We start from the raw sequence: 26,223 nt of genomic DNA on the forward strand, positions 1-26,223 counted from the left end.
TTATCCTCGGATCGCCCAGAAAGCCAGATTCAGCCCCGGGAACTGGCCGGCGATGTGGAACGCGAACCCGCCGGAGTTGCTCAATTGCTGCCAGTGATCGCTACCGCGGTCGAGTTCGTAGTAAGTGGAGCCGGCGTGGTAGGGAAGCTGGCGTGGCGCCACCGGCAACGGCAGCAGGCCGATGCCCGGCAGCTGCAGGTTGACCAGATCGCGAATGTGCTCCACCGAACCGACCTTGCTCTGCTGGCCGAAGCGACCGCGCAGGGTTTCGGCCGGGACATCGGCACGCACCACCAGGATGAAACTGGCGCTCTCGAGCAGGGTCTTGTCGGCCAGCATCGCCACGTGGATGCCGTAGGCTTTCTCGACAATCGGAATCGGCGTGGCCTTGCTGTCGATCAGCATCGACAGGGCCTCACGCAGGGCTTGCATGACCGGCGCGTAGCTGAGCGCCAGGTCATCGTGCTGGTATTGCGGATACTCCTGAGGCCGACGCCCCGAAGCGGTGAAGGTCGAGAACTCACCGGCCAGGCTGACCAGCTCGCTGTAGAACCGTTCGGGGTGCAACGGGCTCAACTGGCTCAGGTGCTGGATCAGCGGCTGCGCGCGGTTGACCAATTGCAGCAGCATGAAATCGGCGATCTCCGAGGCGCCCCCGGCACCGGACGCCACCACCCGCCCGGCGAGGGCTTCGCCGCGTTGATGGAGCAGGCCCAACAGTTCGCTGCGAAACGCGGCCAACGGTTTGGAGGCGGCCACATCCAGCAGCGGCGGGATGTAGCTGTCGTCCAGCACCAGGGCGCGGTCGGCGCGTTTCTCCTTGATGCGTACCAGGCCGATGGCGGCGTAGTCACTGATGCCGTCCTGCGCGGTCAACAGGCGCAAGGCCCGCGAACCCAAGGCAACCGGCGCGCGGTTCTCGAACGGTGCGTTATCGTCACGCACTTCGCACACTTGGCTCACGTAGCGCGCAGCGCCGAGGGCTTCACCTTCGTCAACGGTGTCACGCGCACCGGCACGCTTGAGCGGCAAAGCCAGATACACCAGACCATCGCGCAGGTTGTCATCGACGTTCAGCGCAGGCGGCGCCAGGTCATCCTCGGGGATGTTGAACGGTGTGCCGTCCGGCAGCAGGCCCCGCGCCGAAACGATCGCCAGCTTGCCCTGGGCCAGCAGGCCCTGGTCGATCAGCAATTGGGAAAAACCCCAGGCGCCGGCCGACAGCGGACGGCTACGGGCGTCGATGAGGTTTTCCAGGTAACGGTCATGCTGCTGGAAGTGCTGCGTTCCAATGAACATGCCTTCCGACCAGACCACGCGATTGTTCCAGGACATGGGGGCTCCGATTGCTTATTGGGCAGGGCTGGATGGGGGAACGACGACGGCGCTGCGCACGGCGCGCACGTCGAGGCTGATCTGGTATTCGGTGTATTGGCGCGGCGGGACATTCATCACCGTGCGCCACAGTGACCGGTCCAGTTCGCGATAGCCCACCAGCACGCCGATATGGCGGGTAGCCGGATCGAGATCGCGTTGCAGGCTCAACTGCTGACCGGGCTGGACCAGCACTTCGTCCTGATCGATCAGGTCGGCGCCGAGGGTCGCCTGGGCCCGTTCGGCCAGGGCGAAATAATCGGAGCGGGCGAAGGTGGCGGCGTTTTTCAGTTCGAAAATTCGCACCCGGACCGGCGCCGGATGGCCGGTGGCGCCAGGGTTGAGGCCGGCAATGGCGTGAAAGTGCAGTTCGACGGCGGCGGTGTCAGCCTCTTCGGACTGTGGATCGGCCGCATCCTTGGCGCATGCCGTCAGCAGAAGCACGGTGGCGACTGCGAGTAAAAACCTGAAAATCATCCTGCGTCCTCAATGACGTTTGAGCTATCCGTTGATTGCTTCTAAAAGTGTTATAGGCGGCGCTGTCGCGCGCTGTGCTCTTCGTAGGCGCGACTGAATTCGCGTCCGAACAGGTCCTGGAAATCCTCCTGGGCTTCCCGGGAAATGTTGCTGTAGAGCTCGGTGAATTGCTGCCAGTACTGAGCCTGTCGCGAGCCGTTGAAAATGCTCGACAGACCAGCGGGTTTGCCCATGCGCTCTTCCAGTTGCGCCGGCTCAAAGCGCGCCAGCAAATGCTTGATGGCCGCTTCCACGCCGGCCATCACTGCCAGTTGGTGAGCGCGCAGGTCGTCGAAGCTGTCACGCACCGCCACATCCGGCGCCATGAACGCCTGGTTGCCATGGCGCAGCAGCAACAACATGGCCTCCTCGACATTAGGGGCGAACTTCAGCGGGTTGTTTTCCACCGGCTGGATCATCGTTTGCTGAATGCGGAACTCGCCCTTGAGGCTGCTGCGGGCACGCAGGACATCGATCAAGCCTTCGACCATCAGCCGATAGCTGCGCCCGATGCTTTCCATCTGCGCCTCGGCCTGGGCCTGGTCCAGGCGCAACTGATCCAGCCCGGCGCCGCGCAGGAAGGCTTGCAACAGGTCGGGTTGGGCGGCGTCGAGCGGCTTGGGCGGCGTGGCCGGGGTTTGAACGCTGGTCACCGGCGCCTCGCGCAGCGGCGCAGGTTCGGCGGTGGCGTGGACCTGAGGCGGGGGTGTCGGCACCGGCTCTACGACAGGCGGCTCTACGACAGGCCGCTCGACAACGGGCGGTGGCGTAACCGGTGGCGCAGCGACAGGAATCGGAGCAACTGCCACGGGCGCGGGCTTGTCGCTGAACGGGTCCCAGTCCTCCGGTATCACCGAGGCCGAGGCCTGCGCCACAGGCTCGATCACCGGCGGCGGGCTGGGAGCAGCAATGGGCGTCGGTGGACGGAAATCATGCTGTTGGGCCGGCACATGGTCAGGCTGGGTGGCCGGCGGGACACTGCCCGGGCTCAGGAAGTCGAACAGGTCGGGCAAGGTGTCCATGGCCGAGGCACCCTGGAAATGGGCCGGGGGAGCCACGGGCATCGGCGTAGGTGTATTCAAGCCGGCACCCTGATGTCCCATCAAGGCTTCGAAGCTGCTGGGCGCCTCAGCGAACGGATTGCTGTCGGAGACTGGCAGGTTGAAATCCACCCGCGCCTGGATTTCATAATCGCCAATGCGGATAACTTCGCCGTCTTGCAGCGGCTCACTGTTGCCCTTGCGCAAACGGACACCGGCCTTGACCAATTCCACACCATTAGTGCTGTTATCGGTTAAGTAATAACGCCCGTCTTTGTATTGAATAACGCAATGTTTGCCGGAAACCAGGCGCTCAGGGTCCGGTAATACCCAGTCATTATCGGAGTTACGGCCAATTGCCATCACTCCCTGGTCCATGGACTTTTCAGAACACTGGCCCGGGGTAATCTTGTGATAACTAGTGATAGTCAAACACAGCGCCATCTTGCCTCCTTGCTGAACACTTGCGCATGCGATCGAGTGCCGGGATCTACGCCCGAACGACTCGCCGACAAACCTTTGCAACCGACTGCGAAACGGCTTTTTGCCAGCATGATTGCTGATATTAACCCGCCTGCATGACAAAAAACCTGCATCAGTGCCTGCCTTGACCTACTGGTCGCGCAGGTTGTTAAGCGCCTCACAACTGTCACACAGGGGAAATAGCTTACCTTGACAAGCCATAAGTACTACACCAAAAATGCACAACTTCTTGAATATACGTGATGGCACTTTAAGATCATTAAGCATCTAAAGAGCCATTAGCCTCAAGGAACATGTGGAGTTCCATTCGGAACTTGCGTGTGCACTGCCCGAGTTATTCAGCGGGCGATAGGGAGATCGAACGAAGTGGATGTGCCTCTGCTGCTCGCCGCCGTATCCGCGACTTCGCCGTGCGGTGAAGATTTGGAATATGACGCGGATTTCTTGCGCCTGGAACGCGATTCCCAAGGTCAGCCCGAGCGCAGCATGGGCGATTCGATATTGCCTGCCGAACCCCCTGAGTGGCGCAGCATCCAGCAGCAAAGCCTGGACCTGCTGCAACGCAGCAAAGACCTGCGCATCACCCATTTCCTGCTGCAAAGTTCCCTGGCCCTGGAAGGCATACCGGGCCTGGCCCGTGTGTTGACGCTGACCAGCGAATTGCTCAAGCAGTACTGGGCCGAGCTGCATCCGCGCCTGGACGCCGAGGACGACAACGATCCCACCGTGCGCATCAACGCCCTCGCCGGCCTGACATCCGATATCACCATTGGCCTGCTGCGCGAAAGCATCCTGGCCCGCTCGCGCACCTTCGGTGCCGTGAGCCTGCGCGCCGCCGCCAATGCCAGCGGCCTGCAAAGTTTCCCGAATGAAAGCCTCGGCGCCGAACAGCTCGCCGGAGCCCTGCTCGACAGTGATCCCGAGCAGCTGGAAGTCACCCGCGCCGCCCTGTTGGAAGCCCGCGGCGCCGCCGAAGCCATCGAGCAACACGTCAGCGATCAAGTCGGTTCTGCCCAAGGCGTGGACCTTGGCCCGCTGAAGCAACCGCTCAAGATGGCCCTGCAGATTCTCGGCCAGTTCGCCCCACAGAGCGGCGACAGCGCCCTGCCCGAAGTCATCAGCAGCGGCAACGACAACACCGCGCCGGTTGAACACGCCACCGCGCCGAGCGCGGGCGCGCCACGCAGCACCGCCCCTGGCGAAATCAACAGCCGCGACGACGTGCTGCGCAGCCTGGACCGGATTCTCGCGTACTACGCCCGTCAAGAGCCCTCCAGCCCCCTGCCGGTGCTGTTGAATCGGGCCAAGATTCTGGTGAACGCCGACTTTGCGACCATCGTGCGCAACCTGATTCCCGACGGCATGAGTCAATTTGAAAACCTGCGCGGCCCAGACAGCGAATAAAAGCGAACGGATCACGCAGTCACGTCACCGGCACCCCCGATGACGCCAACACCGTCGCTCAAGCGACCAGGAGCAGCAACGTGGCGAAGCAAAGTTCTCAGAAATTCATCGCGCGCAACCGTGCGCCTCGAGTGCAGATCGAGTACGACGTCGAGCTCTACGGCGCCGAGAAAAAGGTCCAGTTGCCCTTTGTCATGGGGGTGATGGCGGACCTGGCCGGCAAGCCCGCCGAGCCTCTGGCACCTGTGGCCGATCGCAAATTCCTTGAAATCGATGTCGACAATTTCGACTCGCGCCTCAAGGCCATGCAGCCTCGCGTGGCGTTCCATGTTCCCAACGAACTGACCGGCGAAGGCAACCTGAGCCTGGACCTGACTTTCGAAAGCATGGACGACTTCAGCCCGGCGGCCGTGGCCCGCAAGGTCGACTCGCTGAACAAGCTGCTCGAAGCGCGCACCCAACTGGCCAACCTGCTGACCTACATGGACGGCAAGACTGGCGCCGAAGAAATCATCATGAAAGCGATCAAGGACCCTGCCCTGTTGCAGGCCCTGGCCAGCGCGCCCAAGCCCGCCGACAACGAGCCCAAGGCTTAATCAGGACGAATGATCATGAACGAATCAGCACGTGAAAATCAGTCCCAGGCCCTGGGCACCACCGAAGTACCCAGCGAGTTCGCCTCGCTGCTGATGCAAGAATTCAAGCCCAAGACCGAGCGCGCTCGCGAAGCCGTCGAAACCGCCGTGCGCACGCTGGCCGAGCAGGCCCTGGCGCAGACTGACCTGGTGTCCAACGACGCCATCAAGTCGATCGAATCAATCATCGCCGCCATCGACGCCAAGCTCACCGCCCAGGTCAACCAGGTCATCCACCACCCCGACTTCCAGCAGCTGGAAAGCGCCTGGCGTGGCCTGCACTACCTGGTCAACAACACCGAGAGTGACGAGCAGCTCAAGATCCGCGTGCTCAACATCTCCAAGACCGACCTGCACAAGACCCTGAAGAAATTCAAGGGCACCGCGTGGGACCAGAGCCCGATCTTCAAGAAGATGTACGAAGAAGAATACGGCCAGTTCGGCGGTGAACCGTACGGTTGCCTGGTGGGCGACTACTACTTCGACCAGTCGCCACCGGACGTGGAGTTGCTGGGCGAGCTGTCGAAAGTCTGCGCCGCCATGCACTCGCCGTTCATTGCCGCCGCATCGCCGACTGTGATGGGCATGGGCTCGTGGCAGGAACTGTCGAACCCGCGCGACCTGACCAAGATCTTCACCACACCGGAATATGCCGGCTGGCGTTCGCTGCGTGAATCGGAAGACTCGCGTTACATCGGCCTGACCATGCCGCGTTTCCTGGCGCGCCTGCCGTACGGCGCCAAGACCGACCCGGTGGAAGCCTTCGCCTTCGAAGAAAACACCGACGGCGCCGACAGCTCCAAGTACACCTGGGCCAACGCCGCTTATGCGATGGCGGTGAACATCAACCGTTCGTTCAAACACTTCGGCTGGTGCTCGCGCATCCGTGGCGTGGAGTCCGGCGGTGAAGTGGAAAACCTGCCAGCCCACACCTTCCCTACCGATGACGGTGGCGTGGACATGAAGTGCCCGACCGAAATCGCCATTTCGGACCGCCGTGAAGCGGAGCTGGCGAAGAACGGTTTCATGCCGCTGCTGCACAAGAAAAACACCGACTTCGCCGCGTTCATCGGCGCCCAGTCGTTGCAGAAACCGGCCGAATACGACGACCCGGACGCCACCGCCAACGCCAACCTGGCCGCGCGCCTGCCGTACCTGTTCGCCACCTGCCGTTTCGCCCATTACCTCAAGTGCATCGTGCGCGACAAGATCGGTTCCTTCAAAGAGAAGGACGAAATGCAGCGCTGGTTGCAGGACTGGATCCTCAACTACGTCGACGGTGACCCGGCGCACTCCACCGAGACCACCAAGGCCCAGCACCCACTGGCCGCCGCCGAGGTCATCGTCGAGGAGGTCGAAGGCAACCCGGGGTACTACAACTCCAAGTTCTACCTGCGCCCGCACTATCAGCTCGAAGGGCTGACTGTGTCGCTGCGCCTGGTATCGAAACTGCCTTCGGCCAAGGGTGCGTAAAAACCTGTTGAACGGTACGCGGTAAACATGTGGGAGCGAGCCTGCTCGCGATAGCGGTGGATCCGTCGCCACCTGCGTTGCCTGACACGCCGTCATCGCGAGCAGGCTCGCTCCCACAGGGGATCTTCAGTGGGTTGGAGATCGCCTTCGTAGCGTTCAGCAGAACAGATTTCGCAAGGTCGGCGTCAATCAAACAATGTGGTAGAGACCACACAGGGAGAAAACATGGCTGTTGATATTTTCATCAAGATCGGCGACATCAAGGGCGAGTCCATGGACAAGGCCCACAAGGACGAGATCGATGTCCTGAACTGGAGCTGGGGCATGTCCCAGTCCGGCAACATGCACGTGGGCAGTGGCGGTGGCGCGGGCAAGGTCAACGTGCAGGACCTGTCGCTGACCAAGTTCGTCGACAAGGCATCGCCCAACCTGATGATGCATTGCGCCAGCGGCAAGCACATCGACAAGGTCAAGCTGACCGTGCGCAAGGCCGGTGGTGAAAGCCAGGTCGAGTACATGATCATCAATCTTGAAGAAGTGCTGATCACGTCCCTGAGCACCGGCGGCTCGGGCAACGATGATCGCCTGACCGAAAACGTCACCCTGAACTTCGCCAAGGTGATGGTCGACTATCAGCCGCAAAAAGCCGACGGGACCAAGGAAGGCGGTCCGGTCAAGTTCGGCTGGAACATCCGTCAGAACGTCAAGGTGTGATCGAACACGCCCCCGGTGCCAGGCGCCGGGGGTGTTTGGTGCTTGCTCGAATCCAATCCTTTCCCACCCGGTATCTGAGTCATGGCCAAGCCTTCGTTTATCAATTTGTGGAACAGCTATCCGCCCTACCCGTCCGCCAGTCCGGCTTGCGACGGTCCCTATGTCAACCAGTGCGCTATTCGTATGAGCATCGCCTTGTGCGGAGAAAAGACCTTACCGGTCAACTCATCGACTTATACGCTGGATCCCAAATGCGCCCATGGACATGCCCGCGGCGCGGAGTCATTGGCCAACTGGCTATGGAGGAAGAACCGCCTAGGCCCACCGAAGGTCTACACCACCAGCGTGGCAGACCGCACAACACTGATGGGCAAAACCGGAATCATCTTCTTCAAAGACTGCTACCAACAGAACAGCGACACTGCCGGTCGACCTACTGGTGATCACATCGACCTGTGGAACCGTGGCCTGACCAAGAGCGGTGATCTGTTCTCAAGATCCAAGGCCATCTGGTTCTGGGAGCTTTCGTGATGCGCAGCCCTTTGTTTCTTTCGGCGCTGGCGGCAAGCCTCGTCAGTCTAAGCGCGTGCGCCGGGCAGGAAACAGTCGCTCCGGCAGCCCTGACGCAAGCAGTTTTCGTCGGACATCCGGTGAGCCTGATCGACGTTCAAGGTCGCTGCACGCTCGTTAAACCTGACCAGAGCCACCTGACGCTCGATATGGAATGGCCTTGCCAGTTCAGCCTGGGCCCGGACAAGCAACTGCGTGTGGAGACCTTCAACCAAGTGCCGATTTTCTTGGTCGAACGCAGCGAACACATGCCCGCTCCCAGCCGCGATTGCTTGACCAAAATTCAAGCAGTACGCCTGGTCAAGGAAACATTGGAGGTCTCGGATGTGAGCCAATTCGCCTCCTGCGGCCCTGGCCAATGGGATCAAAAAATGTATACGGCGCTCTTTCGGTGGTAACCGAAATCGCCACCCGCGATCGCCTGCAACCGTCCCTGTTGGACCGGTTGACCGACGACGATCCGAGCAACCCCAAGGAAAGCGCCGACAAGCGCGTGTTGTCGCTCACCCAGTTGAAAGCCTCGGTGCTGCGTGACCTGGCGTGGTTGCTCAACACCACATCGCTGCTCGATACCGACGCCACGCTGCACACCCCGGCAGGCACGTCTGTGGTCAATTTCGGGCTGCCGGCGCTGGCCGGCAACAGCGCATCGAACGTCGATCTGCCGGCCTTGGAAGCGTTGATCCACCAAGCCATCGCCACGTTCGAACCGCGCATCTTGCGCCACACCCTGAGGGTGCGAGCCCGAGCAACCGCCGAGATGAACCACAACGCCTTGAGTTTCGAGATCGAGGGTGACCTCTGGGCGCAGCCCGTGCCGCTGCGCCTGATGCTGCAAACCGACCTGGACCTGGAAACCGGCCACGTGCGCGTGGTCCATGCCGATCAGCGGAGACGCCCATGAATCCGCGCCTGCTGGAGCTGTACAACCAGGAACTGCACCACGTGCGCGAAAGCGCGGCGGAGTTCGCCAAGGAATACCCCAAGATCGCCAGTCGGCTGACGTTGTCCGGGATGGACTGCGCCGACCCGTACGTCGAACGTTTGCTGGAAGGCTTCGCCTACCTGACGGCGCGGGTGCAGCTCAAGCTCGATGCCGAGTACCCGACCTTCACCCATAACCTGCTGGAAATCGCCTATCCCCACTATCTGGCGCCCACGCCGTCGATGACCGTGGTGCAACTGCAGACCGACCCCGATGAGGGCTCGCTGAGCGGCGGCTTTGCGCTGCCCCGGGACACCGTCCTGCGCGCCGCCCTGGGACGTGAAACCCAAACCTGCTGCGAGTACCGCACCGCCCACGCGGTGACATTGTGGCCGTTGCAGGTCAGCCAGGCCGAGTACTTCGGCAACCCGTCCGCCGTGCTCGGACGCCTGGCCGCCAGCGAACCGAAGGCCAAGGCCGGCCTGCGCCTGACCCTGCGTACGGGCGCCGAACTGCCGTTCAACAGCCTGCCCCTGGACAACCTGCCGCTGTACCTCAGCGGTGCCGACGAACAGCCCTTCCGTCTCTACGAACAACTGCTGAGCAATGCTTGCGCGGTGTTCGCCCGCAAGCCCGGCGGCGATTGGGTTGAACGCTTGCCTCAGGACGCGCTGTGCTCGCGGGGTTTCGACGATGCCGATGCCGCGCTGCCCGTGGTCTCGCGCGCCTTCCAGGGCTATCGCCTGTTGCAGGAATACTTCGCCCTGCCCCATCGGTTCCTGTTCGTCGACTTCACCCAATTGAGCCGCGCGGTCAAGCGCTGCGACGGTCAGGAGCTGGAGCTGATCGTGCTGTTCGACCGGCACGACCCGAGCCTGGAGGGCAGCGTCGGCGCCGCGCAGTTCCTGCCGTTCTGCACCCCGGCGATCAACCTGTTCCCCAAGCGCCTGGATCGCATCCACCTCTCGGAGCGGGTCAACGAACATCACGTCATCGCCGACCGCACCCGACCGATGGATTTCGAAGTGCATTCGCTGACCGGCCTCACCGGCCACGGCACCGGGCCGGAGCAGCCGTTCCTGCCGTTCTATGCCGTGCGCGATCCGTCCCGTTATGGCCGCGACCAGGCCTATTACACAATACGGCGTGAGCCACGAGTATTGTCCAGCGACCAACGACGCAACGGCCCGCGCTCGACCTACGTGGGCAGCGAAACCTTCGTCAGCCTGGTGGACAGCCAGCAGGCGCCCTATCGCCACGACCTGCGCCAACTGGGCGTGACGGCGCTGTGCACCAACCGCGACCTACCGCTGTTCATGAGTGTGGGCAACGGCAAGACCGATTTCACGTTGGCCGACAGCGCGCCCGTCGGCGCGATTCGTTGCGTAGCAGGTCCCAGTCGGCCACGGGCCAGCCATGCCCACGACGCCAAGGCCTGGCGCTTGATCAGCCAGCTCTCGCTCAATTACCTGTCCCTGAGCGAGCAAGGCCAGGGCGCCGCCGCCCTGCGCGAGCTGCTGCGCCTGTACGGCGACAGCAACGATGCGGCGGTGCAGTTGCAAATCGAAGGCCTGCGCGAAGTCAGCAGCAAGGCCTGCACCCGACGCTTGCCGATGCCCGGTCCGATCGTGTTTGGCCGGGGCCTGGAAATCACCCTGGAATTCGATGAAAACGCGTTTCGCGGCACCGGGGTGTTTTTGCTCGGCGCGGTGTTCGAGCGCTTCCTGGCACGCTACGTGTCGATCAACAGTTTTACCGAGACGGTGATCCGTACCACCGAACGCGGCGAGATCATGCGATGGAAAGCCAAGCCCGGACGTCGTCCGACCCTTTGAGTACCCTGGACGCGATGCACCAGGAGCCCTGGGAATACGACTTCTTCCAGGCCTTGCGCCGTATCGAGTGCGAATCCCCCGAGCTGCCGCGCCTGGGCCATTCATTGCGCCTGGCCGATGACCCGCTGCGCCTGGGGCAACAGGCCGAATGCACCTTCGCCCCGGCGACCCTGGCCTCGGTGCAACCGGGCCTCGACGGTGCGCCGGCACGCCTGGAGCAGTTCTTCTTCGGCCTCGGGGGCCCCAACGGCCCGCTGCCGCTGCACATCACCGAATACGTGCGCGAACGTCAGCGCAACAACGCCGACAGCACCAGCAAACGGTTCCTCGATGTGTTCCACCATCGCCTGCTCAGCCTGTTCTACCGGGCCTGGGCCGAAGCGCGGCCAACGGTCAGCCATGATCGCCCGGACGATGACTACTGGTCGGCGCGCCTGGCCGCCCTCAGTGGTCGGGGCATGCCGAGCCTGCTCAAGCAGGGGCTGATCCCCGACACGGCGAAGCTGCATTACAGCGGCCACTTGTCGGCGCAAACCCGCTACCCGGACGGCCTGAAGGCCATCATCAGCGAGTACTTCGGCCTGCCGGTGGAGATCGAAGAATACGTCGGCCAATGGCTGGAACTGCCAGAACGCAGCCGCGTGGGCGTCAGCGCCCATCAGTTGGGCGTGGACTTTTGCCTGGGCCGCTACGTGTGGGATCGCCAGCACAAATTCCGCATTCGCCTGGGGCCACTCAAGCTCGATGACTACATGGGCATGTTGCCCGGCAGCCAACCCTTCAACGAGCTGGTGGCCTGGGTCGCCGAATACCTGGGCCATGAACTGGACTGGGACCTGAACCTGATCCTGGAACAACCCGAAGTACCGGCGCTGCAACTCAACGGTAGTTTGCGCCTGGGGTTCAACACCTGGTTGGGACGCCCCGAAACAGATGCCAAGGATTTAATACTGGCCCGGCATTACGCCGAACAGGCCAACACCTCACAGACCTCAAGGAGCCATGAGCATGGGTGAAATCAGTCGCGCCGCGTTGTTCGGCAAACTCAACAGCGTGGCCTACAAAGCCATCGAAGCCGCCACCGTGTTCTGCAAGTTGCGCGGTAACCCCTACGTGGAACTGGCCCACTGGTTTCATCAGTTGCTGCAACTGCAGGACTCGGACCTGCACCGCATCATCCGCCAGTTCAATATCGAGCCGGCACGCCTGGCCCGCGACCTGACCGAAGCCCTGGACCGCCTGCCACGGGGCTCGACCTCCATCACCGACCTGTCTTCCCACGTTGAAGAAGCCGTGGAACGCGGTTGGGTCTACGGCAGCCTGATGTTTGGCGAAAGCCAGGTGCGCACCGGTTACCTGGTGCTGGGCATTCTCAAGACGCCAAGCCTGCGCCATGCGTTGCTGGGGCTATCGTCGGAGTTCGACAAGGTCAAGGTCGAGGCCTTGAGCGAGCGCTTTGACGAATACGTCGGCGACTCTCCGGAAAACGCCCTGACAGCCAGCGACGGTTTCAACGCCGGTGCCGTGCCGGGCGAGGCCAGTGGCGCGATGGCCCCCAGTGCCATGGGCAAACTGGAAGCCCTCAAGCGCTTCACCGTGGACCTCACCGAACAGGCCCGCAACGGCAAGCTCGACCCCATCGTCGGTCGCGACGAAGAGATCCGCCAACTGGTGGACATCCTCATGCGCCGCCGGCAGAACAACCCGATCCTCACCGGTGAAGCCGGCGTGGGCAAGACCGCCGTGGTCGAAGGCTTTGCCCTGCGCATCGTCGCCGGCGACGTGCCGCCATCGCTCAAGGACGTGGAGCTACGCAGCCTCGATGTCGGCCTGCTACAGGCCGGCGCGAGCATGAAAGGCGAGTTCGAACAGCGCCTGCGTCAGGTCATCGAAGATGTCCAGGCGTCGCCCAAACCGATCATTTTGTTCATCGACGAAGCCCACACCCTGGTGGGCGCCGGTGGCGCTGCCGGCACGGGTGACGCGGCCAACCTGCTCAAGCCGGCCCTGGCCCGCGGCACCCTGCGCACGGTAGCGGCCACGACCTGGGCCGAGTACAAGAAGCACATCGAAAAAGACCCGGCCCTGACCCGGCGTTTCCAGGTGGTGCAAGTGGCCGAGCCGTCCGAAGACAAGGCGCTGCTGATGATGCGCGGCGTGGCCTCGACCATGGAAAAACACCATCAGGTGCAGATCCTCGACGAAGCCCTGGAGGCCTCGGTCAAACTGTCCCACCGCTACATCCCGGCGCGCCAGTTGCCGGACAAATCCGTGAGTCTGCTGGATACCGCCTGCGCCCGTGTCGCCATCAGCCTGCACGCGGTGCCGGCCGAAGTGGACGACAGCCGTCGGCGCATCGAAGCGCTGGAAACCGAGCTGCAAATCATCGCCCGTGAACACGCCATCGGCATTGCCATTGGCAGCCGTCAGACCCAGAGCGAAAACCTGCTGAGCGCCGAACGCGAACGCCTGGCCGAGCTGGAAGGCCGCTGGGCCGAAGAGAAAGCCCTGGTGGACGAGTTGCTCGCCACCCGCGCCACCCTGCGCGAGCGCGTCGGCGTGGTGGACAGCGAAGACAACAGCGAAGCTTGCGACAACGAAAGCCACGCCCTGCGCGAGCAACTGGTGGACCTGCAACAGCGCCTGACCGCGCTGCAAGGCGAAACCCCATTGATTCTGCCGACCGTGGACTACCAGGCCGTGGCCTCGGTGGTCGCCGACTGGACCGGTATCCCGGTGGGCCGCATGGCTCGCAACGAACTGGAAACGGTGCTCAACCTCGACCAGCACCTGAAAAAACGCATCATCGGCCAGGACCACGCCTTGCAGATGATCGCCAAGCGCATCCAAACCTCCCGCGCCGGCCTGGACAATCCGAGCAAACCCATTGGCGTGTTCATGCTCGCCGGCACCTCCGGCGTGGGCAAGACCGAAACCGCCCTGGCCCTGGCCGAAGCCATGTATGGCGGCGAGCAGAACGTCATCACCATCAACATGAGCGAGTTCCAGGAAGCCCACACCGTGTCCACCCTCAAGGGCGCGCCACCGGGCTACATCGGCTATGGCGAAGGCGGCGTACTGACCGAAGCCGTGCGGCGCAAACCGTACAGCGTGGTGCTGCTGGACGAGGTGGAAAAAGCCCACCCGGACGTGCATGAGATTTTCTTCCAGGTGTTCGACAAAGGCGTGATGGAGGACGGTGAAGGCCGGGTGATCGACTTCAAGAACACCTTGATTCTGTTGACCACCAACGCCGGTACCGAACTGATTGCCCAGGTCTGCAAAGACCCGCAGAACGTGCCCGAGCCCGAGGACATCGCCAAGGCCCTGCGCCAGCCGCTGCTGGAGATTTTCCCGCCGGCCCTGCTGGGTCGCCTGGTGACGATTCCGTACTACCCGCTCAGCGACGAGATGCTCAAGGCCATCACCCGCCTGCAACTCAACCGCATCAAGAAGCGCGTAGAGAACACCCACAAAGTCGCCTTCGACTACGACGACGCGGTGATCGACCTGATCGTCTCGCGCTGCACCGAAACCGAAAGCGGCGGACGCATGATTGACGCCATCCTGACCAACAGCCTGCTGCCGGACATGAGCCGCGAGTTCCTGACCCGCATGCTCGAAGGCAAGGCGCTGGCCGGCGTGCGGATCAGCGCCCGGGATAACGAATTGCAGTACGATTTCAGCGACGCGGCCTGACGGTAAGGAACACCGTAAAACCCTGTGGGAGCGAGCTTGCTCGCGATAGCGCAAGTACCTTCAACATCAATGTTGACTGATACGCCGCCATCGCGAGCAAGCTCGCTCCCACAGTGGCATCTTCCACAGTGGGGGTTGCGTTCCTTCAGCTATTACAACTTGCACGGGACACTCGATGTTATTCAACCAAGCCTCACGCCTGGCCAAAATCACCAGCCCCCTGGGACCTGAGGTGCTGTTGCTCAAGGACATGGGCGGCGGCGAAGAGCTGGGGCGGCTGTTCAACTACGAGTTGCAGTTGCACTCGCTGGACAACGCCATCGACCTCAACCAGGTGCTCGGCAAACCCATGTGCGTGAGCCTGCAACTGGACGGCGGCGGCGAGCGGCATTTCCACGGCATCGTTTCGCGCTTCAGCCAGAACGTTGACCAGGGCCAGTTCGCCAGTTACCAGGCGACCTTGCGCCCCTGGCTATGGCTGCTGACCCGTACCTCCGATTGCCGGATTTTCCAGAACCTGACCATCCCGCAGATCATCAAGCAGGTGTTTCGCGACCTGGGTTTCTCCGACTTCGAAGACGCCCTCAGTCGCCCCTATCGCGAGTGGGAATACTGCGTGCAGTATCGCGAAACCAGCTTCGATTTCGTCAGTCGCCTGATGGAACAGGAAGGGATCTACTACTTCTTCCGTCACGAACAGGGCCGTCATGTATTGGTGCTGGCCGACGCCTATGGCGCCCACACCACGGTGCCCGGCTACGGTTCAGTGCCCTACTACCCCAAGAACGAACAGCAGCGCGAGCGCGACCATATCCACGACTGGCACCTGGCCCAGGAAGTGCAGCCCGGCTCGCTGGAACTCAACGACTACGACTTCCAGCGCCCCAGCGCGCGCATCGACGTGCGTTCGGCCATGCCGCGCCCGCACACCGCCGGCGACTATCCGCTGTACGACTACCCCGGCACCTATGTCCAGAGCCAAGACGGCGAACACTACGCCCGCACCCGCATCGAAGCCTTGCAAACCCTGCACGAGCAAGTGGAGCTGGCCGGCAACGCTCGCGGTCTGGGCTCGGGCCACCTGTTCAGCCTCACCGGCTTCACCCGCCAGGACCAGAACCGCGAATACCTGATCGTCGGCGCCCGCTATTACGTGTCCCAGGAAAGCGGTGAAACCGGCGGCGGCGCGCCTTCGGCCCAGTTCGAAAGCAGCCTGACCTGCATCGTCGCCCAACAAAGCTACCGGCCGCTGCCCACGACCCATCGCCCCATCGTCAAAGGCCCGCAGACCGCGTTGGTGGTCGGCCCCAAGGGCGAGGAAATCTGGACCGATCAGTTCGGCCGGGTGAAGGTGCATTTCTACTGGGACCGTCACGACCAGTCCAACGAAAACAGCTCGTGCTGGATTCGCGTGTCACAGTCCTGGGCCGGGAAAAACTGGGGCTCGATGCAGATCCCGCGCATTGGCCAGGAAGTGATTGTCAGCTTCCTGGAAGGCGACCCCGACCGGCCGATCATCACCGGTCGCGTCTACAACGCCGAACAGACCGTGCCTTATGACCTGCCCGCAAACGCCACCCAGAGCGGCATGAAAAGCCGTTCGAGCAAGGGCGGCACCCCAGCGAATTTCAACGAAATCCGCATGGAAGACAAAAAAGGCGCCGAGCAGTTGTACATCCATGCCGAACGCAACCAGGACATTGTGGTGGAGGTCGATGAAAGCCACTCGGTGGGTCACGACCGCAACAAGAGCATCGGCCACAACGAGACGGTGACCATCGGCAACAACCGCCTGCGCATCGTCAAGCAGGAAGACATCCTGTCGGTGGGCCTGCGCAAGACCGACAGCATCAGCCAGAGCTACGTCATTGAAGTGGGCGAGAACCTGCGCCTGGTCTGCGGCGAAAGCATTCTGGAGCTCAACGCCAGCGGCCAGATCAATCTGACCGGCGTGCAAATCAGCTTCTATGCCAGCGGCGATGCCGAATTCAACACCGGCGGCGTGCTGCACCTGAACAACGGTGGCGGCCCCGGTGCCACGCCCGACGGCCAGGGCGTCAAGGCCAGCATCGACGCCAATATCGCTGCCGCGTTCCCCAAAGGTTAACCTCGAGATTTATGCGCCATGACTTACCGCATCAATGAATTCCAGTTCCAGCTGCCGCCCAGCGAGTTGCTGGATGCAACGATCAACATCCTCAAGTTCCCTGAACTGGGCACCTCCTTGATCGTCAGCCGCAGCTTGCTGGCCGACGGCGAAACCCTGCAGAGCAACCTCGACGAGCAGCTCAAACGCCTGGAAAAACAGGTCCAGGACCTGCGCGCTCAACCGGGCGTCGCCGTGCGCCTGGGCGCCAATCAGGAAGTCGAAGGCATCGAGCTGCGCAGCCAGTTCAACAAGGGCAACGAAAAGGTCTTCCAGTTTCAGCTCGCCCTGGTACTGCCCGGCACGCGCAAAATGCTTGCCTTGAGCTATGTGAAAGCCGAGAAGCTCGGTGATGCTGAAGCAGCGCATTGGGCGACGATCAAGGACTCGTTGTTGTTTGACGTTCCGGCTTGATGAGCGAACTGCATGTCTGACGCTCTCTGGGCCGCCCGGCTGGGCGATGCGCTGGACCACACCTCAATGATGGCTGACATTCTTGGAGGCGTGCTGGAGGTAGCAGCCAACATTGCGATTACCGCCCTGGCGACGGCTGCGGTGGTGGCGGCTACAGGCATCACAGTCGCCACAGGCGGGTTAGGTTGCTTCCTGCTCGGCGCCGTGGTGGGCGCCGTCGTTGGCCTTGCCATGAGCAAGACCGGGGCCGACGAAGGGCTGAGCAATATCTGCGAAGGCATTGGCAACGCGCTGTTCCCGCCCACGGTGCAAGCGAACATCCTCACCGGCTCAACCAACACCCTGACCAACAACATCCCAGCCGCTCGCGCCGCTGGGGCGATTCAATCCCATGTCGCACCAGCAGGCACCGAGCTTGAGGCACCTGAGCCGCAAGCCGAGCCCAGCTATCTGGACATGGCCGAGAACTTTTTCTCGCAGATGTGGCGCCCCACTGTTGCAACACCCGCGCCCGGCGCCGTACCCAAGCCGCTGGATATGATCGCGTGCATGAAACATCCGCCGATGCCGCCGCAGTTTTTGGCCGAAGGGTCGGACAAAGTCACCATCAACGGCCAGCCAGCAGTGCGCAGCGGCGACCGCAGCACCTGCGATGCCAAGGTCGTGTCATCCGGGCTGATTTCACCCGATGTCACCATTGGCGGCGGCTCGGTGGTGGTGCGCGAGATTCGCAGCGGCAAGACTCCGGGCGTCGGTCTGGCAGTCACCGCGCTGCTGATGCTCAAGGGCGGCAAAGGCAAGTTCCTGAGTAACCTGCCGTGCATGCTGGTGGGCGGCGCGGCGTCGATGGCGGTCAGCAGCGCGATGGGCGCCGCGGCCAACGCTACTATGGGTTCGTCGAACCCGGTGCATGCCGCCACCGGGGCCAAAGTTCTGGGCGATGTCGAGGAGATGGACTTCGTCCTGCCCGGCATCTTGCCAATCGACTGGCAACGCTTCTACAACAGCCGCGACGAGCGCCGCGAAGGTATGTTCGGTGCGGGCTGGAGCGTAGCCTACGAGGTGCGCGTCGAGATCCTGCCTCACCCCGAGGGCGGTGAAACGCTGGTCTACACCGATGAACAGGGCCGGCGCATCGACATGGGTTCCATCCCTCTGGGCGGCGCCGTGTTCAGTCCCGGTGAAGGGCTCAGCGTACGACGGCATGCCAATGGCCAATTGCTGATCGACAGCTCAGACGGCCTGTACCGGTTGTTCGAACCCACCCCGGGCCATGCATCGCTGCTGCGCCTGAGTCAGTTGGGCGACCGCAATGACAACCGCATCTACCTCGACTACGACGACACAGGTCGGTTGGTACAGTTGCGAGACACCTTCGACCTGACCAGCATCGCGCTGGCGTACCACAAACGCTGGCCGCAACGGGTCAGCCGGATAGACCGGCTTTACGCTGATCAGCGCCGTGAAGTGCTGATGCACTACGATTACGACGCCCGGGGTGATCTGACCGAGGTCCGTCAATCCAACGGTTACGTGAAACGCCGCTACGCCTACGATGCCGGACGGCGCATGGTAGAGCACCAACTGCCCACCGGGCTGCGCTGCTTTTACGAATGGGCCTTAATCGAAAAGCGAGAATGGCGGGTTGTTCGCCACTGGACCGACGCGGGCGACACTTACGCCTTTGACTACGACCTGGCTGCCGGGACTACGCGCATCACCGACGGTTTGAATCGCATCAGCACCCGTCGCTGGGATAGGCGGTATCAGATCACCGAAGCCACCGATGCCCTGGACCGTACCTGGGTCTTCCAGTGGAACGACGAAAGCCAGTTGGTGGCGGCAACTGCCCCCAACGGCGGACAACATCAATTCAGTTATGACGAGGCGGGTAACCTTTGCCAGACGTCTGACCCACTCGGACGCAGTGAGTCAACACTGTGGCTCGAACACTGGGCGCTGCCCCTGACCGAAACCGATGCCGCGGGCAATACCTGGCAGTACCGCTATGACTCGCGTGGCAACCGCATTCGCGAAACCGATCCGTTGGGCAACGTCACCCGCTATCGCCATGACGCCCACGGTCAGGTGGTGGAAGTTGTCGACGCCATCGGCAAACGCAAAACCATGCGTTGGACTCCCCTTGGCCAGCTCAGCGAGCACACTGATTGTTCCGGCTACACCACACGGTTCAGTTATTGCGAGCGCGGGACGTTGCTCAGCAGCACCGACGCACTGGGGGAACGGACGCTTTTCAGCTATGACGACCAAGGCAGGCTGCTGACCAAGCAATTACCGGACGGACGTACCGAGCAATATCAGCGCGATGCGAGCGGCCAGTTGATCGGCTACAGCGACCCCGCCGGGCACACCACGCATTTCCAGCACACCCTCAATGGGCAACTGCGCGTGCGTACCGACGCGCATGGTCGACGGGTAGAGCTGAGCTACGACAACTACGGCCGCCTGCTGGCGCTGACCAACGAAAACGGTGAATGCTACCGGTTTGCCTGGGACGCTGGCGACCGTTTGACCGCCCAGCACAGCCTGGACGGCAGCCTCAAACGCTACGCCTACGACCCACTGGACAACGTCACCCGCATGGAAGCGCTCGCGGTTCCGGGCAGCACCGACCTGGACCTCGCGCCGCAAGCATCGATCACCCATGAGCTGGAGCGCGACGCAATGGGTCGGCTGGTGGCCAAAGTCACCACAGACGGGCGCACCGAGTACCGCTATGACGCGCTCGATCAGGTCAACGCCATCACCTTCACCGCGCTTACCGGTGAGCAGCAAAGCATCGGCTTGAACTACGACGCTCTTGGGCAACTGATCGCCGAGCAAGGCTGGGCCGGACGTCTGGAGCATCGCTACGATGAGCTGGGCAATCTGACCCAGACGCTGCTCCCCGATGGTCGCTGGCTAAACCGACTGCATTACGGCAGCGGCCACCTGCACCAGATCAACCTTGACGGCCAGGTCATCAGCGACTTCGAACGCGACCGCCTGCACCGTGAAGTGCTGCGCACCCAAGGGCGCCTCAGCACCCGCAGCGAATACGACCGCAGCGGTCGCCTGCGCGCACGCCAACGTCGGCAACAGGGCCAGTCCGCGCTGTTACCACCGGCGGCGCAATCACTGTTTGGCTATGACAGCAGTGATCAACTGGTAGAACGCTTCGACAGCCAGCCTGACGCCCCTCATCGCCATCTGCTGCACTACGACGCCACCGGACGCATTCTCGCCAGCCAGGACAACCTCCAGGGCCAGCGTGAAGGCTTCGCCTATGATCCGGCCGCCAACTTGCTCGATAGCCTGGGCACCGAACGGGTCGCTCATAACCGTTTGCTGACCTATCAGGACAAGCGCTACCGCTATGACGGCTTCGGCCGCATGGTGGAAAAGCGCAGCGCCCGGCGGGGTGTCCAGCGCATGCGCTACGACGCCGAACAGCGTTTGGTGGAGGTGAGTAACGATAATGGCTCGGTCGTGAAAATGACCTACGACCCGCTGGGCCGGCGCATCGAAAAAGCCGAATACGACCGCCATGCCACCCTGCTTAGCCGCACCCGCTTCACCTGGGATGCACTGCAACTGTTGCAGGAACACCGCGACAACCAGACCAGCCTGTACATCTACGCCGACGACAGCCACGAACCGTTGGCAAGGGTCGACGGCCTGGGTGAACACCAGAAAATCCGTTACTACCACAACGACTCCAACGGCCTGCCCGAACAACTCTCGGAAGCCGACGGGCACACGCTTTGGCGGGCCCGTTACCAGGTGTGGGGCAACACCGTAGAAGAGCTACGCGAACCGTATTACATCGAAGAGCAGAACCTGCGGTTCCAGGGCCAATACCTGGACCGGGAAACCGGGCTGCACTACAACACCTTGCGCTTCTACGACCCGGACATCGGTCGCTTTACCACACCGGACCCCATCGGTTTGGCCGGTGGGCTGAACCTCTACCAGTACGCGCCAAACCCGGTGAGCTGGATCGACCCCTCGGGTCTGATGAAGTGCTCGACGCCACCTAAGGGCCGCAAGGTCAACCGGACGGTTTATCGCTTTGAAGAGCCAGGACGGATCAGCACAACCTGGACGGCGCACAAGTGGAACGTTGCCTCCAGACACCGTTACACCGCCCCCGGACTGGGTGGTGTCTATGGCGCCAACTCACGCAAGACCGCCATGGGCGAGGTCAACCACTGGGGTGTGGACCTTTCCACCCGGGTGTTGGTAAGCAAGAAAGTGCAACTCAACAACGTTCTGGATCTGACCCGGGCTGATGTGCGTAAACAACTGGGGGTTTCGCTAAAGAGCATTACCAGCAACAAATACACCCAGACTCATCAAATAGGCGCCTGGGCCAAGGCCAATGGTTATGATGGGATCCTGGCACCGTCGGCGCGAAACCCGACCGGCAGCAACTTGATTTCCTTTGCAGGTTTTTAAAATGGGACTGGAAGACGAATACGTCGGCGATGCCGATTGGCAAACTTTCGTGCGGTTGTACGAAGAGGACTACCTCGACGACAACGCCCGCACGCTGGCCAAGGCCATGGATGACAACCTCGACATGGCAGTGGTGCTCTACGGAAAAAGGGGGCTCAAGGAAGGGTTCTGGTGGCTGGAACAGACCGTGCCCGCCCTGGGTAACAAACGCCCGGCCGATTGTCTCAAGACCCCGAAACTGATCAAGCGTCTGAGAATGGCCTTGATGAGCATGCCCTGATACGCCAGTAGCGTGTTGGAGAACGTCACCCCGCGATGGCCTCTACCCCCTAAGAATTTCGCCGGAAAGCCCTCATGCTTTGGCCTACGAGAGACGCCATGAGCCTGAAACAAGAGTTCGTTGCCTTCACGGCAACCCGGCAGCAACAAACCTGCGCCGTGGTCTTGATCGCAGGTGGCGCATCCAGGTGAACGAAAGATCAGGATCAAAAGATCGCAGCCTTCGGCAACTCCGACACTGCACCCCGCCCTTCGTCGCCTGAAAAGGAACTTCGCCCCGAATCCCTTATCTCAAAGAGCACTTCGCCATACTGGCGGGCTTTGGAGCAAGCGCGTGCCAATCCACAGCAGTGCACGTTCTTTGAGATTTGTGCCGATGGTCGACAAGAACCTACAGGATTCGTCCCAACCTCACTGGCCCGAAGCGGCCCAGACGCTCATGGCGCTGATGCACGCCCAGGGCGAAGTCGCGCGCCTGAGCGAGCGTGAGCAGCTATTCAGCTCATTGCTGGTCAGCGTCAACGCGGTTCTCTGGGCGTTCAACTGGGAAACCCGACAGGTCCTGTATGTCAGCCCCGCCTATGAACGAATCTTCGGTCGGCCGGCAGGTCTGGTGCTGGCTGATTTCAATGAATGGCGCGACGCAATCTACCCCGACGACCTCGAATACGCGGAGCGCAGCCTGGCCGAAGTGCTGGTCAAAGGTGCCGTGGAGGATCGTGAGTACCGCATCATCGCTGCCAATGGCCAGATCCGCTGGCTGAGCGACAAGTGCTTCATCAACCGTAAGGCTGAGTCGGGGCAACCGGTGATCGTGGTGGGCATTGCCGAAGACATCACTGAAAAGAAGCTGCTGGAAAGCGAACTGCAACGACTGGCAACCACCGACGTGCTGACTCAGAGCAGCAATCGCCGCCACTTCTTTGAATGCGCTCACCGTGAATTCGAGCAGGCACGACTGCAGGGCACACCCATGGCGTTCCTGTTGCTGGACATCGATGATTTCAAAGTGATCAACGACACCTACGGTCATCAGGAAGGCGATAACGTGCTGCAGAAAATCGCCGAAAGCGGACGCTCCGTTCTCAGACGTGGCGATCTGTTTGGACGAATCGGTGGTGAAGAATTCGCCGCGGTGTTCCCTGGCTGTGCCCCGGACATGGCACTGCAAGTCGCCGAGCGTCTGCAGCGCGAGATTCAGCGCCTGGCTTTCCGCAGCGGGGAGAAAGGCTTCGGCATCACGGTCAGCCAAGGCTTGACCAGCCTTACCGCCGAAGATCAGAGCCTCGACACCCTGTTCTCCCGCGCCGATGCGGCCATGTACGAAGCCAAGCGCCAAGGGAAAAATCGCATCATTGCGGCTTGAGCAATCTCGTCGCCAAGGCGTCAGCAAAACTCCAGTCATACCCCCTGTGGGAGCGAGCCTGCTCGCGATGGCGGACTGACAGCCAGCGCATCGGTGAATGGCACACCCCTCATCGCGAGCAGGCTCGCTCCCACAGGGTTGGTCAGCGGCCTTACTTGCGGCGCAATCGCATCAACTCCGGCAATCCGATCTTCAGCAAACGCGCCGTGCGCCCACGGGCCAGCTCTTCAAGCCCTTCATGCTCGGTCAGATGGGCCATTTGCGCCGCCATGTTCATCACCAGTGCCTCGCGGGAGTAAACCCCGCCGCCCAGGCCATAGGCCGCCGCAATCAACTCCCGCAGCTCCAGCGGCAGACGCCAGCGGGTGCGCAGCGCGGAACCGAAGCTGGCACCGAACTGATCGAGCAAATTGCCCACCTCCTCCGATTCGTCGAGCTCGCCGCCGGCCTGCGTCCATTCCTCCAGGCATCGCAACAACGCCAAGTCCCCCAAGCGATGCAACAACCCGGCGCAATAGCAGCGCTCCTGCTCCAGATCCAGCAGCCGCGCCAGCATCCGGGCGTACTCACCGGTGTGCAGCGACAACTCCCAGTAACGCTCGGCATAGTCTGCCAGGCACGGGACACTGAGTCGGGCACAGCGCTTGAGGGTCAGCCCCAGAATCAGGTTCATGCTCTGCCCGGTACCAAGCTGATGCAGCGACTGCGCGACCGTCTGCACCAGGCCGCCGCCCTGATGCTGCGCAGCGCTGTTGGCCGCAGCAATCAGCACGGCGGTAATTTGCGGGTCGGTGCGGATTTCTTCTTCCAGCAGTTTCAGGTCCAGACCGCCGGGGTTGAGGCTGCGCTTGACTGCCACTTGCACATCGGTCATCAACGGCGCGCCTTCGGAAGAGTCACGTCGACGCTCCAGAAAGGTTGTCAGGGTCTGCTCCGGGGCTGACACGTCGGTGGAGCAATCCTCTGCGCTGCTCAACAGTAGCCCCTGCAAACGCTGGGTCAGGTCTTCCCGGTTCAAGGGTTTGGTCAGGTAGGCCGCAGGCGCCAGCGGCAAGACCTCACGTACGCTGGCGCTGTCGTTGCGCCGGCTCATGAGAATGAACGGCAACACCGGTTTTCGATGCTGCTGGCGAAGGCCCCGCAGGATGCTCAGGCCATCGACGCCCGGCAATTCCCAATCGGCGATCACCAGGTCATAGGCGTTGTGCGCAAGCAGATTCAGGGCCTGCTGGCCCTCGCCGCACGTATCCACCCGAGCATCGCAGCGTATGCCCGATAGCACCTGCTCAAGCAGCTCCCGAGACACCGGATCGGCCTCGGCGATCAACACACGGGGTACAGCGGGTAAATCCACGGCAGTCATGCAGCATCGCTCCCTCGCAATACTTGCACCTTAGCCAATGGTGGCCGTTGCAGACAGCTCTACCCTTGGGAATATGTTCCCGAATATGAAAAAACCCGCTGCGAAGCGGGTTTTTTGTGGGTCAGCGCACAGCTCAGGGCTCGTAAAATCAGAGCTCGGAGAAGCACTCTTCGATGATTGCCAAGCCTTTGTCCAATTGCTCGTCTGGCGAGGTCAGCGGAACCAGCACCCGCAGGACGTTGCCGTAGGTGCCGCAGGACAGCAGGATCAAGCCCTTGTCGCGGGCCTTGGCCACAACCTGAGCCACGGCCGCCGCGTTCGGCTTGTGGGTATCGCCATTTTCGAACAACTCCACGGCGATCATCGCACCCAGGGCACGGACTTCGCCGATGACCGGGTATTTCTTCTGGATGGCCTTGAGGCCAGTCACCAGACGCTCGCCCACCGCCTTGCAGCGATCCAGCAAGTGCTCTTCCTCAAACACCTCCATCACCGCCAGCGCAGCAGCGCAGGCAATCGGGCTGCCGGCGTAGGTGCCACCCAGGCCACCAGGGGCAATAGCGTCCATGTACTCGGCCTTACCGCAGACACCGGCCAACGGGAAACCGCCGGCGATGGATTTGGCGAAAGTCGTCAGGTCGGCGGCAACACCCATTTGTTCCATGGCGAAGAAGGTGCCAGTCCGACCGGCGCCGGTCTGTACTTCGTCAGCGATCAGCAGAATGCCGTGCTGATCACAGAGGGCGCGCAGGCGCTTCATGAATTCCTTGGGCGCCACGTAGAAACCACCCTCGCCCTGTACTGGCTCGATGATGATTGCCGCGATGTCACGTGGTTCGGCGTCGTTCTTGAAAATACGCTCGATGCTGGCAATGGAGTCGTCGATGCTCACGCCGTGCAGTTCGTTCGGGTACAGCGCGCGGAAGATGCCGCCGGGCATCAAGCCCATGCCGGCCGAATACGGCACGACTTTACCGGTCAGGCCCAGGGTCATCATGGTGCGGCCGTGGTAGGCACCGGTGAAGGCAATTACACCGGCGCGACCCGTGGCGGCGCGAGCGATTTTTACCGCGTTCTCCACCGCTTCGGAACCGGTGGTCACCAGCAGGGTTTTCTTGGCGAAATCACCCGGCACCTTCGCGTTGATTTTTTCGCACAGCTCCACATACGGCTCGTAAGCCAGCACCTGGAAGCAAGTGTGGGTCAGCTTGTTCAGCTGTTCGGTCACGGCGGCGATGATTTTCGGATGTACGTGGCCGGTGTTCAGCACCGCGATACCGCCCGCGAAGTCGATGAATTCACGGCCTTCAACGTCGGTTACCGTGGCATTCTTCGCCGATTCGGCGAAGATCGGGTGAATCTGGCCAACACCGCGTGGTACAGCGGCTTCGCGGCGTTTCATCAGGGAAGCGTTGGTCTTGTTGCTCATTGAATATGTCCTCATTCGCCGCTCATCGGTCGGCGTGGGTCAAGGCGTACATGGACGGGAGGCAACTGCGACAGCATGCGATGATCGACTGTCACAGCGT

General features: G+C 62.0%; 20 protein-coding genes. 15 read left to right on the top strand and 5 right to left on the bottom strand.

The window, feature by feature from the left end; genetic code table 11:
- Genes tssK through tagH form a run of 3 tightly spaced genes read right to left on the bottom strand, consistent with a single transcriptional unit; the run spans position 1 to position 3,374 of the window.
- The gene (tssK, locus tag BW979_RS02520; RefSeq protein ID WP_047226777.1) at positions 1–1,335 is read right to left on the bottom strand and encodes a type VI secretion system baseplate subunit TssK; all 1,335 of its coding nucleotides are present in this window, start codon (positions 1,333–1,335) and stop codon (positions 1–3) included.
- A gap of 15 nt (positions 1,336–1,350) precedes the next feature.
- Positions 1,351–1,851: a type VI secretion system lipoprotein TssJ gene (gene tssJ / locus BW979_RS02525; RefSeq protein ID WP_047226776.1), complete on the bottom strand. Its 501-nt coding sequence runs from the start codon at positions 1,849–1,851 to the stop codon at positions 1,351–1,353.
- 50 nt (positions 1,852–1,901) lie between these two features.
- Positions 1,902–3,374, bottom strand: coding sequence for a type VI secretion system-associated FHA domain protein TagH (tagH, locus tag BW979_RS02530; RefSeq protein WP_076383103.1), 1,473 nt, complete (start codon positions 3,372–3,374; stop codon positions 1,902–1,904).
- A 405-nt stretch (positions 3,375–3,779) separates the two neighbouring features.
- Between tagH and tssA the strand changes: the two genes are divergently transcribed.
- The 15 genes from tssA (at position 3,780) to BW979_RS02605 (ending at position 23,331) form a co-directional block, all read left to right on the top strand.
- A complete protein-coding gene (gene tssA, locus BW979_RS02535; protein ID WP_076383104.1) occupies positions 3,780–4,817 on the top strand; it encodes a type VI secretion system protein TssA in 1,038 nt (345 codons plus the stop codon).
- A gap of 80 nt (positions 4,818–4,897) precedes the next feature.
- A complete protein-coding gene (tssB, locus tag BW979_RS02540; RefSeq protein WP_047226773.1) occupies positions 4,898–5,413 on the top strand; it encodes a type VI secretion system contractile sheath small subunit in 516 nt (171 codons plus the stop codon).
- Between the two features lie 15 nt (positions 5,414–5,428).
- Complete coding sequence (gene tssC, locus BW979_RS02545) at positions 5,429–6,925, top strand: type VI secretion system contractile sheath large subunit (RefSeq protein ID WP_047226772.1); 1,497 nt, start codon at positions 5,429–5,431, stop codon at positions 6,923–6,925.
- 225 nt (positions 6,926–7,150) lie between these two features.
- Positions 7,151–7,639: an Hcp family type VI secretion system effector gene (locus BW979_RS02550; RefSeq protein ID WP_047226771.1), complete on the top strand. Its 489-nt coding sequence runs from the start codon at positions 7,151–7,153 to the stop codon at positions 7,637–7,639.
- Positions 7,640–7,720: 81 nt separating this feature from the next.
- Positions 7,721–8,170 carry a type VI secretion system amidase effector protein Tae4 gene (locus tag BW979_RS02555; protein WP_047226770.1) on the top strand — a complete coding sequence of 150 codons (450 nt, stop codon included), beginning with the start codon at positions 7,721–7,723 and terminating at the stop codon, positions 8,168–8,170.
- Positions 8,170–8,607 carry a hypothetical protein gene (locus BW979_RS02560; protein WP_047226769.1) on the top strand — a complete coding sequence of 146 codons (438 nt, stop codon included), beginning with the start codon at positions 8,170–8,172 and terminating at the stop codon, positions 8,605–8,607. Before BW979_RS02555 ends, BW979_RS02560 begins: the two co-directional genes overlap by 1 nt.
- Positions 8,601–9,113 (top strand): type VI secretion system baseplate subunit TssE, encoded by a 513-nt coding sequence (tssE, locus tag BW979_RS02565; protein ID WP_076383105.1) that lies wholly within the window; start codon positions 8,601–8,603, stop codon positions 9,111–9,113. The genes BW979_RS02560 and tssE overlap by 7 nt, the downstream gene beginning before the upstream one ends.
- Positions 9,110–10,969, top strand: coding sequence for a type VI secretion system baseplate subunit TssF (tssF, locus tag BW979_RS02570; RefSeq protein ID WP_047226767.1), 1,860 nt, complete (start codon positions 9,110–9,112; stop codon positions 10,967–10,969). The genes tssE and tssF overlap by 4 nt, the downstream gene beginning before the upstream one ends.
- The gene (tssG, locus tag BW979_RS02575; RefSeq protein ID WP_047226766.1) at positions 10,933–11,985 is read left to right on the top strand and encodes a type VI secretion system baseplate subunit TssG; all 1,053 of its coding nucleotides are present in this window, start codon (positions 10,933–10,935) and stop codon (positions 11,983–11,985) included. Before tssF ends, tssG begins: the two co-directional genes overlap by 37 nt.
- The gene (tssH, locus tag BW979_RS02580) at positions 11,978–14,668 is read left to right on the top strand and encodes a type VI secretion system ATPase TssH (RefSeq protein ID WP_076383106.1); all 2,691 of its coding nucleotides are present in this window, start codon (positions 11,978–11,980) and stop codon (positions 14,666–14,668) included. Before tssG ends, tssH begins: the two co-directional genes overlap by 8 nt.
- Positions 14,669–14,843: 175 nt before the next feature.
- Positions 14,844–16,775, top strand: a complete 1,932-nt coding sequence (locus tag BW979_RS02585) for a type VI secretion system Vgr family protein (RefSeq protein WP_047226764.1) — start codon at positions 14,844–14,846, stop codon at positions 16,773–16,775.
- 18 nt (positions 16,776–16,793) lie between these two features.
- Entirely contained in the window at positions 16,794–17,228 is a 435-nt protein-coding gene (locus BW979_RS02590) for a DcrB-related protein (protein ID WP_076383107.1), read from the top strand.
- Between the two features lie 12 nt (positions 17,229–17,240).
- Positions 17,241–21,686: an RHS repeat-associated core domain-containing protein gene (locus tag BW979_RS02595; RefSeq protein ID WP_076383108.1), complete on the top strand. Its 4,446-nt coding sequence runs from the start codon at positions 17,241–17,243 to the stop codon at positions 21,684–21,686.
- Position 21,687: 1 nt separating this feature from the next.
- Positions 21,688–21,966, top strand: coding sequence for a hypothetical protein (locus tag BW979_RS02600; protein WP_047226761.1), 279 nt, complete (start codon positions 21,688–21,690; stop codon positions 21,964–21,966).
- A gap of 375 nt (positions 21,967–22,341) precedes the next feature.
- On the top strand, positions 22,342–23,331 hold the full coding sequence (locus tag BW979_RS02605; RefSeq protein ID WP_047226760.1) for a GGDEF domain-containing protein: 990 nt from the start codon (positions 22,342–22,344) through the stop codon (positions 23,329–23,331).
- Between the two features lie 151 nt (positions 23,332–23,482).
- Here the strand turns inward: BW979_RS02605 and BW979_RS02610 are convergent, their stop codons facing one another.
- Together BW979_RS02610 and gabT are read right to left on the bottom strand one after the other, a co-directional pair.
- On the bottom strand, positions 23,483–24,694 hold the full coding sequence (locus BW979_RS02610) for an HDOD domain-containing protein (protein ID WP_076383109.1): 1,212 nt from the start codon (positions 24,692–24,694) through the stop codon (positions 23,483–23,485).
- A 148-nt stretch (positions 24,695–24,842) separates the two neighbouring features.
- Positions 24,843–26,123 carry a 4-aminobutyrate--2-oxoglutarate transaminase gene (gabT, locus tag BW979_RS02615; protein ID WP_047226758.1) on the bottom strand — a complete coding sequence of 427 codons (1,281 nt, stop codon included), beginning with the start codon at positions 26,121–26,123 and terminating at the stop codon, positions 24,843–24,845.
- Positions 26,124–26,223: the final 100 nt, after the last annotated feature.

The sequence above is a fragment of the Pseudomonas sp. A214 genome (assembly GCF_900156295.1).
GTDB classification, from domain to species: Bacteria; Pseudomonadota; Gammaproteobacteria; order Pseudomonadales; family Pseudomonadaceae; genus Aquipseudomonas; species Aquipseudomonas rhizophila.

What these genes read in the sequence shown, in the direction of transcription:
- tssK (WP_047226777.1), bottom strand. Translation starts at nt 1,335, where the DNA reads ATGTCCTGGAACAATCGCGTGGTCTGGTCGGAAGGCATGTTCATTGGA.
- tssJ (WP_047226776.1), bottom strand. Translation starts at nt 1,851, where the DNA reads ATGATTTTCAGGTTTTTACTCGCAGTCGCCACCGTGCTTCTGCTGACG.
- tagH (WP_076383103.1), bottom strand. Translation starts at nt 3,374, where the DNA reads ATGGCGCTGTGTTTGACTATCACTAGTTATCACAAGATTACCCCGGGC.
- tssC (WP_047226772.1), top strand. Translation starts at nt 5,429, where the DNA reads ATGAACGAATCAGCACGTGAAAATCAGTCCCAGGCCCTGGGCACCACC.
- BW979_RS02550 (WP_047226771.1), top strand. Translation starts at nt 7,151, where the DNA reads ATGGCTGTTGATATTTTCATCAAGATCGGCGACATCAAGGGCGAGTCC.
- BW979_RS02555 (WP_047226770.1), top strand. Translation starts at nt 7,721, where the DNA reads ATGGCCAAGCCTTCGTTTATCAATTTGTGGAACAGCTATCCGCCCTAC.
- BW979_RS02560 (WP_047226769.1), top strand. Translation starts at nt 8,170, where the DNA reads ATGCGCAGCCCTTTGTTTCTTTCGGCGCTGGCGGCAAGCCTCGTCAGT.
- tssF (WP_047226767.1), top strand. Translation starts at nt 9,110, where the DNA reads ATGAATCCGCGCCTGCTGGAGCTGTACAACCAGGAACTGCACCACGTG.
- tssG (WP_047226766.1), top strand. Translation starts at nt 10,933, where the DNA reads ATGGAAAGCCAAGCCCGGACGTCGTCCGACCCTTTGAGTACCCTGGAC.
- tssH (WP_076383106.1), top strand. Translation starts at nt 11,978, where the DNA reads ATGGGTGAAATCAGTCGCGCCGCGTTGTTCGGCAAACTCAACAGCGTG.
- BW979_RS02585 (WP_047226764.1), top strand. Translation starts at nt 14,844, where the DNA reads ATGTTATTCAACCAAGCCTCACGCCTGGCCAAAATCACCAGCCCCCTG.
- BW979_RS02590 (WP_076383107.1), top strand. Translation starts at nt 16,794, where the DNA reads ATGACTTACCGCATCAATGAATTCCAGTTCCAGCTGCCGCCCAGCGAG.
- BW979_RS02595 (WP_076383108.1), top strand. Translation starts at nt 17,241, where the DNA reads ATGTCTGACGCTCTCTGGGCCGCCCGGCTGGGCGATGCGCTGGACCAC.
- BW979_RS02600 (WP_047226761.1), top strand. Translation starts at nt 21,688, where the DNA reads ATGGGACTGGAAGACGAATACGTCGGCGATGCCGATTGGCAAACTTTC.
- BW979_RS02605 (WP_047226760.1), top strand. Translation starts at nt 22,342, where the DNA reads ATGGTCGACAAGAACCTACAGGATTCGTCCCAACCTCACTGGCCCGAA.
- BW979_RS02610 (WP_076383109.1), bottom strand. Translation starts at nt 24,694, where the DNA reads ATGACTGCCGTGGATTTACCCGCTGTACCCCGTGTGTTGATCGCCGAG.
- gabT (WP_047226758.1), bottom strand. Translation starts at nt 26,123, where the DNA reads ATGAGCAACAAGACCAACGCTTCCCTGATGAAACGCCGCGAAGCCGCT.